Raw genomic sequence first — 12,299 nt, forward strand, 5'->3', positions numbered from 1 at the left:
AAGAGATACGAATGAGTCAGAAAGCGTACTAGGCTTGCCGTGGGCCACCGTGCTGGCAACTCGATTGCCGCTATCCGGATTTCCCGTGTGACCACGACGATCAATTGATCGCACGGCTACAGCCTATGTCATTGATTCCGCTCGTCGCTATTGCGTGCCCAACCCCGGGCCGGATAGCCGGATGAACACGACCAAAGGTAGCGCATACATGGCAAATGAATCGAAATGCCCGTTCAAACACGCCGCCGCTGGCGGTGGCACGACGAACCGCGATTGGTGGCCGAACCAACTGAATCTGAAGATCCTGCACCAGCACTCGCCCCTGTCCGACCCCATGGACGGGGGCTTCAACTACGCCAAAGCGTTCAAAAAACTGGACTTTGCGGCGGTCAAGCAAGACCTGCATGCACTGATGACTGATTCGCAAGACTGGTGGCCTGGGGACTTCGGTCACTATGGCCCACTGTTTATTCGCATGGCCTGGCACGCCGCCGGCACATACCGCGTCGGTGACGGTCGTGGCGGTGCCGGCTCCGGTCAGCAGCGCTTCGCACCGCTCAACAGTTGGCCGGACAACGTCAGCCTCGACAAGGCGCGCCGGCTGCTTTGGCCGATCAAGCAAAAGTATGGGGACAACATCTCCTGGGCCGACCTGATCGTCCTCACCGGCAACGTCGCGCTGGAGTCCATGGGCTTCAAGACCTTTGGTTTTTCCGGCGGCCGGCCAGACGTCTGGGAACCGGATGAAGACGTCTACTGGGGCACCGAAAGCACGTGGCTGGGCGGTGACGTCCGTTACGGCAAAGACAAAGAAGCCACGCAAGCACCCGGCGAACGCAATCTGGAGAACCCGCTCGCCGCAGTGCAAATGGGCCTGATCTACGTCAACCCCGAAGGCCCGGAAGGCAACCCGGACCCAGTCGCTGCGGCAATAGACATCCGCGAAACCTTCGGGCGCATGGCGATGAATGACGAAGAAACCGTGGCGCTGATCGCCGGCGGCCACGCCTTCGGTAAAACCCACGGTGCCGGCCCTGCCGACAACGTCGGCGCCGAACCCGAAGCCGCTGGCCTCGAACAACAGGGCCTGGGCTGGAAGAGCACCTTCGGCAGCGGTAAAGGTGGTGACACCATCACCAGCGGCCTGGAAGTCACTTGGACCACCACGCCCACGAAGTGGAGCAACAACTACCTGGAAAACCTGTTCGGCTTCGAGTGGGAACTGACCAAGAGCCCGGCGGGCGCCAACCAGTGGACGGCGAAAGGCGGTGCCGGCGCGGGCATCATTCCGGATGCTCACGACCCGTCCAAGCGGCGTAATCCGACCATGCTGACCACGGACCTGTCGCTGCGATTCGACCCGATCTATGAACCGATTTCGCGGCGCTTCCTCGCCAATCCGGACCAGTTGGCCGACGCCTTCGCCCGCGCCTGGTTCAAGCTGATCCACCGTGACATGGGTCCCCTCTCCCGCTACCTCGGCCCGGAAATACCCAACGAAGTACTCCTGTGGCAAGACCCGATCCCGGCGGTCGACCATGCCCTGGTCAACGACAGCGACATCGCCGCGCTCAAAGGCAAACTCCAGTCCAGCGGCCTGACCGTCTCGCAACTGGTGTCAACCGCCTGGGCAGCGGCCTCCACCTTCCGCGGCTCCGACAAACGTGGCGGCGCCAACGGCGGACGCCTGCGTCTGGCTCCGCAAAAATCCTGGCAGGCCAACCAGCCTGAGCAACTGGCGAGCGTGTTGGCGAAACTCGAAAGCATCCAGAATGAGTTCAACAGCGCGCAAACCGGCGGCAAGAAAATCTCCCTGGCCGACCTGATCGTGCTGGCCGGTTGTGCCGGCGTCGAACAAGCGGCAAAAAATGCCGGCCAGACCATCACGGTGCCTTTCACACCGGGACGCATGGACGCCTCGCAAGAGCAAACGGACGTTGAATCCTTCGGCTACCTCGAACCCGCCGCCGATGGCTTCCGCAACTACCTCAAAACCCGCTATCGCGTACCGGCCGAGGCACTGCTGATCGACAAGGCGCAACTGCTGACCCTTACCGCGCCGGAAATGACCGTGCTCATTGGTGGCCTGCGCGTGCTGAACACCAACGTCGGCCAAACCCAACACGGCGTGTTCACGAAGCAGCCGGGAGCGTTGACCAACGACTTCTTCAAAAACCTGCTCGACATGGGCGTGGAATGGAAACCCGTGTCGGAGGCCAATGAAGAGTTCGAAGGACGCGACCGCAAAACCGGCGACCTCAAATGGACGGGGACGCGTGTTGATCTGGTGTTTGGCTCGAATGCACAGCTGAGGGCGCTGGCTGAGGTCTATGCCTGCAACAACGCGAAGGACAAGTTTGTGAAAGACTTCGTGGCAGCCTGGGTCAAGGTGATGAATCTGGATCGGTTTGATCTGAAGTGATGCAAGCGCTCAATCCAGCGTGAAAAAAGCCCACTGGCCGTTACTGGTTCAGTGGGCTTTTTATTGCTTGGGCCCCCAGGTTCAAACCCAGTGGAACCGAATCACTAGCGATATAGGTATTTCCCAACTAGGGTTCTCAGTAGCGCATCACCGACGCGGCGAACCGAAGGAGCCAGATCATTGATGAGGTCTTTGTGTATCGCGGTCGCGTTCGTAGCGCCCATCGTGTTGTCCACCACTGTCACTGCTGAAGTACTTGCGCATAAGACAGCGCTCACTTTTGTTGCTCAAACCCATGTGGGTGACAACCTGCCAACACTTGCACTGTTGGCGGCAAAGAAAACACAAACCTTTGCGATGCTCATTGAAAAGTTAGGGAGTGAAAAAGCACACAGTGCCGTATCGAGCGAAATTAACGCGCTACTTCCGCAGTACCAGCCGAAATGGAATCAAAATCTTGCTGCGGCTTATGAGAAGTCTTTTACTGAAGAAGAGCTGTCATCACTCGCTTCTGAAGGCCAGGCCTCCAAATACGCAGGCAAAGTGCTGGAGCGGCGAACTGAAATCGGCAGAGACATGCAGTCCAGCTCGACCCCGATACTGATTGCCCTTGTATCCGAGGCACTTAAGGCGGCCTATTCCAAGCATATTCGTTGAAGCAGTCCCATCAGCTTATCCGAAGAAAATCAACGCCTCCCTGTGCGGAGGCGTTGTGCTTTTTGCTGATCGCAGGACGAGACTAAACGGGAGAGATCGTGGCAAGCGCACCAATCAAAATGGTCAACACCAGAAATCCACCCAGGAAAATTGCCATCTTGCCCATGGGGCCTCCTACGCTATGAGTTTGCGGTGCAGCGGTTGGCGTTAATGCTGACCGTGCTGCCATTGTGAGCCGCAGGCTGATCCCATTACAGATGCAGATAGCCCGGAAAAATACGGATCAGATCCGAGATTCCCGGCCCTGTAGGAGTTGCCGAAGGCTCGGGCCGCGTTCGAACGATCTTTTGATCTTTTGATCTTTTGTAGCTACGACTCCTTAATTGGCGCTCTCTAATCTCTTGTCGAGTGTATCGGTGAGACACAACGCCTCATCCTTCAACGAGCTGCAGAAGGCGTCGACGAAGATAGAGGACGGTCGATAATCAGGCCTGATCAACATGACGCGATAGGGAATAGACACGTTGATCGGCCGAATGGCCAATCCTCGGCCTGACTCCTCCACGGCAGTCAAAGGGTTGATAATCGCTACCCCCAACTGTTGCCTGACCATGGCACAGACCGATGTGGCGTTGGTTGTTTCGACGACGGTATGCCGATCGACTCCGGCCCGGCGAAAGTGCTCATCGACCGTCTGACGATAGATATCCAGACCCGAAAAGTTGATGAAATCGACACCGCGAAAGTCCTCCATTACGAGGAGTGACCTGGACAGCAAAGGGTGACTCTCTGGAAGTATGCAGACCATGTCGGCACAAAAGAGCAATTCCCCTTGGGTGCCTCGAGGTACATGCTCACCCTCGGTCAATCCGAGGTCGTAACGCTGGGCGCTGAGTGACTCTTCCAGTAAGGGGGATTCCTGTGCAGCAATGCTCAAGCCTATGCCGACATGCCGTTGCTGAAAGTGCTTACAGGCCTTGGGCAATAGGGTCTGGGACAACATCGGAAGGCAGGCAACGCTCAGTTGGCCATGTTCGAAGCGACGGATCGATTGTGCAACGCTGTTGATTCGTTCCAACCCAATGTAGGAATGTTCTACCTCTTCGAGCAGCATAATGGCCTGAGCCGTCGGTACCAGTCTCCCTCCCTCTCGATCAAACAGCCGAAGGCCAGAGATACTTTCAAGCCGCGCCAGTTCTCGGCTGATCGTGGGTTGGGAAGTAAATAGTAAACGCGCTGCGCCGGTGACGCTCCCTGCCTGCATGATGGCGCGGAAGACTTCGATATGCCGTATGGAAATGCCCACATCTGGCCTCCGCCAGTTGATCAAGACCCATATCAAAACTGAATCGACCTGCAAAGAATAGATATTTTATTGAATGCCGAATGGTCGACATGATGGCTTCTCTCTTTACTTCAGATTGAATACCTCCATGCGCAATCATTCCGTTTTCCTGCAATTAGCCGAGACTGCAAGACAGCACGGCACCCCGTTCTGGTGTTATGACGCCCAGACCATCAGGTCACGCATCGACCAACTGCAGGGCTTCGATGTCATTCGATATGCGCAAAAAGCCTGCTCGAACCTGCATATTCTCCGGTTGATCCGCGAACAAGGCGTACGGATCGATGCCGTATCACTGGGCGAAATCGAGCGGGCGCTGCTCGCTGGATACAGCCCTGCCGGTGACCCGGCGGGTATTGTTCTGACCTGTGATCTGTTCGATGAAGCGACATTGCGACGTGTCGTCGAACTGAACATTGAGGTCAATACCGGCTCGATTGATATGCTCCGTCAATTGGGCCAACAGTCTGCGGGCCATCGCGTCTGGCTGCGGATCAATCCTGGGTTCGGCCACGGCCACAGCCGCAAGACCAATACCGGTGGTGAAAACAGCAAGCACGGAATCTGGCATGAGCAGGTTCAAGAAGCGCTCAGCGTGATTCGGCAATTCGGGCTGAAGCTGGTGGGATTGCACATGCATATCGGTTCCGGTGTGGATTACGCACACCTTGAGCAAGTGGGCTGCGCAATGCTCTCGGCCGTGAGGGCACTCGACCACGATATCGAAGCATTCTCCATCGGCGGGGGGCTTTCCACACCTTATCGTGTGGGGGATGAGCCGGTGGATATCCAGCGTTATGCGAACGCATGGTGCCAGGTCAAACAGGACATCGAGGCTTTGCTCGCTCACCCGGTACGGATGGAGATCGAGCCAGGCCGATTCCTGGTAGCCGAGTCAGGCTATTTGGTCACCGAAGTCCGTGCGGTAAAAAAAGTAGGCAGTCGAAACTTCGTCCTGGTGAATGCCGGCTTCAATGACTTGATGCGGCCAGCCCTCTATGGCGCCTATCACCACATGACCTTGCTGGACTCCCAGGGTGTCCCGGTCAGTCGTCCGGAGCACCTCTGTGTAGTGGGCGGTCCCTTGTGCGAATCCGGTGATATTTTCACGCAGGATGAACAGGGCGTCACTCCGCGCTTGCTACCTGAAGCGCAGGTTGGCGACTTGCTGGTCATGCACGATGCCGGCGCGTACGGTGCTTCTATGTCATCCAACTACAACAGCCGGCCACTGTTGCCGGAAGTGTTGATCGAGCAAGGGCAAGCTAAATTGATTCGACGCCCGCAGCCATTGTCGGATTTGCTGGCCTTGGAGTTGGGGCTTTAAAAGCCATACATTGCATGACCGTTAGCGGACGTAAGCCGACACATCAATCCACAATGAACAACTTCGCACCGCTGGTGGTAAACGAGCGGTGCCCCTCGGCATCGTTGCCCACCTGATAGCTCATTCCGGCAGTCAGCGTGAACTGGCGGCCATCTTCCAGTTCTGTGTGCAACTCGCCTTCCAGGCACAACAGGATATGACCTCTCCAGCACCAGTGATCGGCCAGATATCCGGGGCTGTATTCAACCATCCGCACACGCGTCGAACCGAACTGGCAGGTCCGCCAATAGGCCGTGCCCGTCTGGCCGGCGTGCTCGACCGGTTCGATCTTCGACCAATCGGTAGTCCCAAAGGGGATGGCGGTAAGGTCCATTATTGCCTCATCAACTTGAAGTGAATACGGACCCTATCAATCGGGGCATGCTGCCGATAGACACAGATAGCGCGCATTTACGGAATACAGGCTTGAGAGCAAAAACTAATTGCCCCGCCCACCACCAAACGACCACTCATCTGCCGCGGTCGTGGTAATCACCACCATGACGTCCTCAGAGTCGATGCCCGGTGCTCGGCCCAGTTTCTCGACCAAGCGGATCAACCTGATCCAACAAGATATTGGCGTCAAAAAACAGAAGTCGCGCGATTACAGCTGAGGGGGTGGGCGTGAAACATAGTCCTATGATTTATATAGACTTTTAAAAAAATCGGAATTGGTCGCGCAGAGTTATCCAGAGACTTCTATTATTTCGTTACCGCCGAATTCGGTCTAATCACTGTTATGCGTAAACGACAAAACAAACCCTTAATCAACAATTATGGGAGGGTAACATGTCGATAAAAAAAACAACTGCCTTACTCGTGCTAGCTTTTAGCTTTTTCGGGGTTACGAGTTGTGCCGACATAAGAAATTACTCAGAAATCTCAAGCGAAAGAAACAAGAGCATTGTTCCTGATATTGACTATTATGACCTTGCATACAATGTAGATGTTATTGTGCTTCCCGCAGAAATAAAAACCAAAGAAAATATAGATATAGACAATAACTTTTCAGGTGAGTTACAAATTTCAAATTGGGGAAATGCTATCAAGGATGCGACCCAGAAAGAAATCCATAACAGCCATCGCTTTATCGAATTTGGACATTACAGCGGCCGCATTGAAATAAGCGCAGAAATATCTTCAGTATCTATAAGCAACGCTTGGGATGGCATTCGATCAAAGTGCAATGTTGTTTACACATACAAAGATTTAGTGGCAGGAAAAATACTCTCCAAGCATGACAGCACCATTGAAGTAATGGCGCTTCCCCCTGCCTCCCCAGAATCCAGTAATAGTTTTTTCTACAGTTTTGATCAACTTACATATGCTATTGCTCGCGAGGCGATTGTTGATCTCATTCGGTTATCGCCTATTGCTGATATCCAGCTAACACAGAAGCAAGTGAAATTTTATAATTCAAACATCAAAAGAAAACCCAACCAAATTACTAGCTATGTTCCGATTGACAACCTCATCAACAAGAATAAAAAAGAACTAAACTCTGCTTCTTCAATAGCTAAGAAAATGCAAAAAAATAAATTGGCGAAGAAAAATAAATCAAAAGTTAGAGTAGACACCGCCTCCGCTCCCGCCACTCCCCCTCTGGAATCTAACACCGCCAGTGATACACCCACCGCAAACACCGTTACATCGAGTGAAAACCCTGCCAGTCAGAATTCAATCCAGACTGCGGCTGAAACTAAAATAGACGATAGCAGTTCAAGCGGCATTGCTAGCTCATCGGAGCCCTTGAAGGATGGCACCGTTAAAAACGACGTGCCAAGTTATGGCACCAGCGGACCTCAAATCGATGTAGCGGCAGAGCAAGAAAGAGCAATGGATGAATGTTTGAAGGCGGAAAAAGTAAAGCTACAGGGAGCAACTGGCAATGGTTCTTCACGTACCGGATATACAACTGCGCCGGGACTCTATCAACCTCAAAACAAGGTATCGGCAGTGCAAGAAAGAGCAATGGATGAATGTTTGAGGAGGGAAAAGGCAAAGTTACGGTGAGCGACTGGCAATGCCGACTTACGTACCGGACATACAGCCGCCCCAGGGCTCTATCAACCTAAAAACAAGGTAGAGGCAGAGTAAGAAATAACAATAGACGAATGGACGGAAGAGCAACAAAAAACTCCACAGCCAACTCAAAAGTCCGCAACCAATTCCCAGGCTGCGTCGGTGACTTCATACCGCTTGGCCACCGACTGCAGCCCTGTTCAGTAGCCAGAAACGGATATTTTTCCCCAGGACGCACCCCACTCCCAGTTCCGGGGATAGGCTTGGGCAACACCAGAAAAAATTACGCTGACCTTCGTCCTATCTGATTTCAATTGGCGTTCCGTCAGACACCAATGTCCAGATTTTTCGCATATCGCTGTTAGTTACAGCAATGCAACCATCCGTCCAGTCCCATAGATGATGAAACGGTTGAAGCCATGCCCATCCGTTGGGTAGACCATGAATCATAATATTACCGCCTGGCGCATATCCATTATGACGAGCTGATGCTTCGTCCGCTGGGTTCGGATATGAGATGTGCAAGCTAAGGTACGCCATTGATTTTGGATTGCGCCAGTCGATGAAATAACGTCCCTCTGGCGTTTTCTCATCCCCCTCCCGTTGCTTTGCGCCGTCATCCGCGGCAGCTCCGAGAGCTATTCGATATTCAGCCAATACCACTCCCTCTCGCCACAATAACATGCGCCTTTCTTGCTTATTGACGGTTATAAGATCAGCATGTTTTTTTGGCTGATCAAACTCCGTGGTTGGAGCAGGACCTCCACCAAAACGAGCCATAATTTGCGTATATCCTAATACCGCTATGAGTAAAAAACTGCCAACAATAGTTAAGCGCTTGATCATGTAAAATCCTTTCAAGGAAAAAGCCACAGTCAGTCCAGATTGCGGCGCTCTCAACTCCCACCCCGATTTTCTGCCCGTGAGAACCATCAACTGATGGTGCACGCTGGCGGGATCCTACAAAGCCAAAATCGGCGGTGCAAGGCACATTAAACTGAATGACCGTATATGGCCCGAAAGCAGTCATGTCGGCCGAGATGAAGCTGCCCCTTGCAAAACCACTCCCCACAAAAAAGCCCACTGACCGTCACCGGTTCAGTGGGCTTTCGATTAGGCCTTTAGTTACAGAGCCATATCCGCCGCAGCATTCTCTTTCTGCGCCTTAGGCTTCTCAGCCGGAGCAGCAGGAGCTGCCTGACCAATCACCGGCGGCGGAGTCAGCTCCAGCACCTTGGCGGTGTAAGCCCACTCCTGCGCAACCTTCTCAGGGCTGTTGTTCAGCTGAGTGCCATAGCTAGGCACAATCTGGTGCAGCTTTTCCTGCCAGGCAGGGGTGGCAACCTTGTCCTTGAACACTTTCTGCAGCACGGTCAGCATGATCGGTGCGGCAGTCGATGCGCCTGGCGATGCGCCCAGCAGACCAGCGATGGTGCCGTCAGCGGAAGCAACGATTTCGGTACCCAACTTCAGCACGCCACCGGCGGCTTCATCACGCTTGATGATTTGCACGCGCTGGCCGGCTTGCCACAGGCGCCAGTCTTCGGCTTTGGCGTTCGGGAAGTATTCTTTCAGGGCATTGAGGCGGTCTTCGTCAGACAGCATCAGTTGGCCTGCGAGGTACTCGACCAGCGGGTATTCCTTGATGCCGACCTTGGTCATTGGCCACACGTTGTGTGTGGTAGTGGTGGTCAGCAGGTCCAGGTACGATCCTTCTTTGAGGAACTTGGTGCTGAAGGTCGCGAATGGGCCAAACAGGATGACGCGCTTGCCGTCCAGAATACGGGTGTCCAGGTGCGGAACCGACATTGGCGGTGCGCCAACGGAGGCTTTGCCGTAGGCCTTGGCCAGGTGTTGTTCGGCGATGGCCGGGTTATCGGTGACCAGGAACGAACCACCAACCGGGAAGCCTGCGTATTCCTGGGCTTCAGGAATGCCGGACTTCTGCAGCAGGTGCAGTGCACCGCCACCCGCGCCGATGAACACGAACTTGGCGTCGGTTTCGGTTTTGGTGCCGTCTTTCAGGTTTTTGTAGCTGACGCGCCAGCTGCCGTCTGCGTTCTTGGTGATGTCTTGCACTTCGCTAGACAACTTCAAGTCGAATTTCGGTGTGGTTTGCAGGTGCGCAACGAACTGGCGGGTGATCTCGCCAAAGTTCATGTCGTTACCGAGCGGGCTCCAGGTGGCCGCGACTTTCTGGTTCGGGTCACGCCCTTCCATCATCAGCGGAACCCACTTCTTGATCACAGCCGGGTCTTCGGAGTACTGCATGCCGGCGAACAGCGGGCTTGCTTGCAGGGCTTCGTAGCGCTTCTTCAGGAACTTGATGTTGTCATCGCCCCACACAAAGCTCATGTGCGGAGTGGAGTTGATGAACGAACGCGGGTTCTTCAGCACGCCTTGCTGAACCTGCCAGGCCCAGAACTGACGGGAGATCTGGAAGGCTTCGTTGATTTCAACGGCTTTCGCGATCTGGACGTTGCCCTTGTCGTCTTCCGGGGTGTAATTCAGCTCGGCCAGGGCGGAGTGGCCGGTACCGGCGTTGTTCCAGCCGTTGGAGCTTTCCAGGGCGACGCCGTCGAGGCGCTCGACCATTTCCATCGACAAGTCGGGTTCCAGCTCATTGAGCCATACACCCAGCGTTGCACTCATGATGCCGCCGCCAATGAGCAGCACATCAACTTTCTTTGCCTCCGCGTAAGCGGACGTGATCCCCATCGACAAAGCCAGCCCCAGCAGGGCCGTGTTCAGTTTCTTAAACATCTGTAGCACCTATGATAAACGCCATCCGCCTCCAATCCTCGATCAGCAGCAACCCAGGTGTACGGATACGCAGGCAGCGTGCCGAGGGTTTCTGCATTCAGAAAGATTTGAAGGTGGGCACACAAGGCCGACGTGACTCCATCGACCTCAGTTATATGTCCCTCGTGCACTGACTTCTTATCATTATTGGCTCAGCTACTTGAGCGACATTGATTCTGTCGCACGTCTGTGGACGTACGAACCGAATAAGTCAAACCAAGTTAATGCGACAGAATATCACGCCTCGGCCAGCCTGCGCGCCCGAAAGGACTCAACAGTCTAGACGGGACGAAGCCCGCGCTCGGCGTTTTTGCTCAAACGATCCAGCACAAACGCCTTGGCGTTGCGCGTCATTTGGTCCAGATGCCGGTCACGCTGCTTCTCTGCATCGATCATTGCCCGCTTGCCGTGTTTGTGCAGCAGATACGTATGTATCTGCCGCACCTCCAAAGAACTGTAGATCGAGGTGACATCCAACAGGCCCATCAGGCCTTCAGTGCCGTGATCCCGGGTGTTCATCAGCACCTGAGTACCACGCACGCCCAGCACTTGAAAGCCCATCGACTCGAACCAGGGCACCTTGGCGACGGTGCATGTCAACTCGGCATGCGGGTAGCGGCTGAGCATGTCTTGCAGCATCGCCCGCGCGACGCCCTGTCGCCGGTGACTGGCCTGCACTGCCATGTACGCCACGCCGCAGGCCTCGGGATCGTCCTTGACCGGCAGGTACAGCAAAAAGCCGATGACCTTCTCAGGGTCTTCGTCGTCGGTGGCGACGATCAATTCGACCGCAATGCCTTTGGTGCCGCCGAGCGCTTCCAGGTACAAATGAACTTCATAGCCCACCGTGTATTGATAAACGTTGTACAACGGGTTGCTCGGCGCGATGCCTACCATGCTGATGTCGGTCAGGTTGTCGACGACCATCTGCAGAATCTGGCTGTTGATGAGCTCCGGGCATGGAGTGGCAAAGTGGGTGAGCTGGGGCATTGCGTTTCTGACTCCGGATCAAGGCTTACTGAACATCAGCCCCACTATTGTCACAGATCGAGCACCCTGCGGGAAAATCAACGCTGCGGCGCGACGATGCGGAAGCGGATGTTGATGTCGTTGGAGACCACCGTATCGGCCCACTCCCCTTCCCCGATCTTGAAGTCGCTGCGTTTGAGAATGATGTCGCCATCGAAAATCCCGATAGCCTGCTCCGGCTTCAACAGCACCTTCACCTGCAACTCGCGCGTCATGCCCCTGAGGTTAAGTTTGCCGGTGATCAGGTAGCGCTGATTGCCCAGTGCTTTTACCCGGGTCGACTCAAAGGTCGCCACCGGATAATCCTCTGTGTTGAACCAGGCAGGCTTTTGTAGCTCGGTATTGGCATCGCTGCTGCCGGCGTCGATGCTCGCAAGGTCGATGGTCATCCTGGCGTGGGCCGCGGTGGGGTTCTCCGTGTCGAAATCGAGCGTGGCGTCGAACTTGCCAAAGGTGCCGTAGACCCTGGAGCCGAACTGGTTATAGGTGAAGGAGATCTTGCTGGCGGTGGTGTTCACCCGGGTGTATTCGACGGCTTGGGCGCAGGGCAAGGCGCCGATCGTGAGGATGGCAAGCAATGCGGCTAAACGCGGGAATCGAAAGTGCATGGAACTCTCCGGGTGGAACGCCCTTCAGGAGTTGAAGTGCCGCACCCG

At 54.9% G+C, this 12,299-nt stretch carries 10 protein-coding genes and 1 pseudogene; 4 read left to right on the forward strand and 7 right to left on the reverse strand.

Annotated elements, in window-relative coordinates:
* Positions 1-181 precede the first annotated feature (181 nt).
* On the forward strand, positions 182-2,422 hold the full coding sequence (gene katG / locus PMI21_RS22020) for a catalase/peroxidase HPI (protein WP_007935300.1): 2,241 nt from the start codon (positions 182-184) through the stop codon (positions 2,420-2,422).
* A 225-nt stretch (positions 2,423-2,647) separates the two neighbouring features.
* The gene (locus tag PMI21_RS22015; RefSeq protein ID WP_238541201.1) at positions 2,648-3,079 is read left to right on the forward strand and encodes a hypothetical protein; all 432 of its coding nucleotides are present in this window, start codon (positions 2,648-2,650) and stop codon (positions 3,077-3,079) included.
* Positions 3,080-3,458: 379 nt separating this feature from the next.
* Here PMI21_RS22015 and PMI21_RS0127950 read toward each other — a convergent pair whose 3' ends face one another.
* Complete coding sequence (locus PMI21_RS0127950; RefSeq protein WP_033063837.1) at positions 3,459-4,385, reverse strand: LysR family transcriptional regulator; 927 nt, start codon at positions 4,383-4,385, stop codon at positions 3,459-3,461.
* 127 nt (positions 4,386-4,512) lie between these two features.
* On the opposite strand from PMI21_RS0127950, the gene lysA reads away from it, so the two are divergent.
* Complete coding sequence (lysA, locus tag PMI21_RS22010; protein ID WP_007935307.1) at positions 4,513-5,751, forward strand: diaminopimelate decarboxylase; 1,239 nt, start codon at positions 4,513-4,515, stop codon at positions 5,749-5,751.
* 43 nt (positions 5,752-5,794) lie between these two features.
* Here the strand turns inward: lysA and PMI21_RS22005 are convergent, their stop codons facing one another.
* Both PMI21_RS22005 and PMI21_RS28650 read right to left on the reverse strand, forming a co-directional pair.
* The gene (locus PMI21_RS22005; RefSeq protein WP_007935309.1) at positions 5,795-6,124 is read right to left on the reverse strand and encodes a DHCW motif cupin fold protein; all 330 of its coding nucleotides are present in this window, start codon (positions 6,122-6,124) and stop codon (positions 5,795-5,797) included.
* A gap of 105 nt (positions 6,125-6,229) precedes the next feature.
* A pseudogene (locus PMI21_RS28650) lies at positions 6,230-6,340 on the reverse strand (tautomerase family protein); the annotation flags it as partial.
* Positions 6,341-6,579: 239 nt separating this feature from the next.
* Here PMI21_RS28650 and PMI21_RS28655 point away from each other — a divergent pair.
* Positions 6,580-7,803 carry a hypothetical protein gene (locus PMI21_RS28655; RefSeq protein WP_007935311.1) on the forward strand — a complete coding sequence of 408 codons (1,224 nt, stop codon included), beginning with the start codon at positions 6,580-6,582 and terminating at the stop codon, positions 7,801-7,803.
* Positions 7,804-8,112: 309 nt separating this feature from the next.
* On the opposite strand, the gene PMI21_RS28660 is transcribed toward PMI21_RS28655, so the two are convergent.
* The 4 genes from PMI21_RS28660 to PMI21_RS21990 form a co-directional block, all read right to left on the reverse strand.
* A complete protein-coding gene (locus PMI21_RS28660) occupies positions 8,113-8,658 on the reverse strand; it encodes a L,D-transpeptidase family protein (RefSeq protein WP_081499457.1) in 546 nt (181 codons plus the stop codon).
* 279 nt (positions 8,659-8,937) lie between these two features.
* Complete coding sequence (gene mqo / locus PMI21_RS22000; RefSeq protein WP_007935318.1) at positions 8,938-10,575, reverse strand: malate dehydrogenase (quinone); 1,638 nt, start codon at positions 10,573-10,575, stop codon at positions 8,938-8,940.
* A gap of 318 nt (positions 10,576-10,893) precedes the next feature.
* On the reverse strand, positions 10,894-11,604 hold the full coding sequence (locus PMI21_RS21995; RefSeq protein ID WP_007935319.1) for a GNAT family N-acetyltransferase: 711 nt from the start codon (positions 11,602-11,604) through the stop codon (positions 10,894-10,896).
* A gap of 77 nt (positions 11,605-11,681) precedes the next feature.
* Positions 11,682-12,251, reverse strand: coding sequence for a YceI family protein (locus PMI21_RS21990; RefSeq protein ID WP_007935322.1), 570 nt, complete (start codon positions 12,249-12,251; stop codon positions 11,682-11,684).
* Positions 12,252-12,299: the final 48 nt, after the last annotated feature.

Origin of the sequence: Pseudomonas sp. GM18, assembly GCF_000282195.1 — a bacterium.
Classification (GTDB): domain Bacteria; phylum Pseudomonadota; class Gammaproteobacteria; order Pseudomonadales; family Pseudomonadaceae; genus Aquipseudomonas.

Excerpts from the sequence above, each read along its gene's own strand:
- katG (WP_007935300.1), top strand. The coding sequence starts at position 182 with ATGAACACGACCAAAGGTAGCGCATACATGGCAAATGAATCGAAATGC.
- lysA (WP_007935307.1), top strand. The coding sequence starts at position 4,513 with ATGCGCAATCATTCCGTTTTCCTGCAATTAGCCGAGACTGCAAGACAG.
- PMI21_RS22005 (WP_007935309.1), bottom strand. The coding sequence starts at position 6,124 with ATGGACCTTACCGCCATCCCCTTTGGGACTACCGATTGGTCGAAGATC.
- PMI21_RS28655 (WP_007935311.1), top strand. The coding sequence starts at position 6,580 with ATGTCGATAAAAAAAACAACTGCCTTACTCGTGCTAGCTTTTAGCTTT.
- PMI21_RS28660 (WP_081499457.1), bottom strand. The coding sequence starts at position 8,658 with ATGATCAAGCGCTTAACTATTGTTGGCAGTTTTTTACTCATAGCGGTA.
- mqo (WP_007935318.1), bottom strand. The coding sequence starts at position 10,575 with ATGTTTAAGAAACTGAACACGGCCCTGCTGGGGCTGGCTTTGTCGATG.
- PMI21_RS21995 (WP_007935319.1), bottom strand. The coding sequence starts at position 11,604 with ATGCCCCAGCTCACCCACTTTGCCACTCCATGCCCGGAGCTCATCAAC.
- PMI21_RS21990 (WP_007935322.1), bottom strand. The coding sequence starts at position 12,251 with ATGCACTTTCGATTCCCGCGTTTAGCCGCATTGCTTGCCATCCTCACG.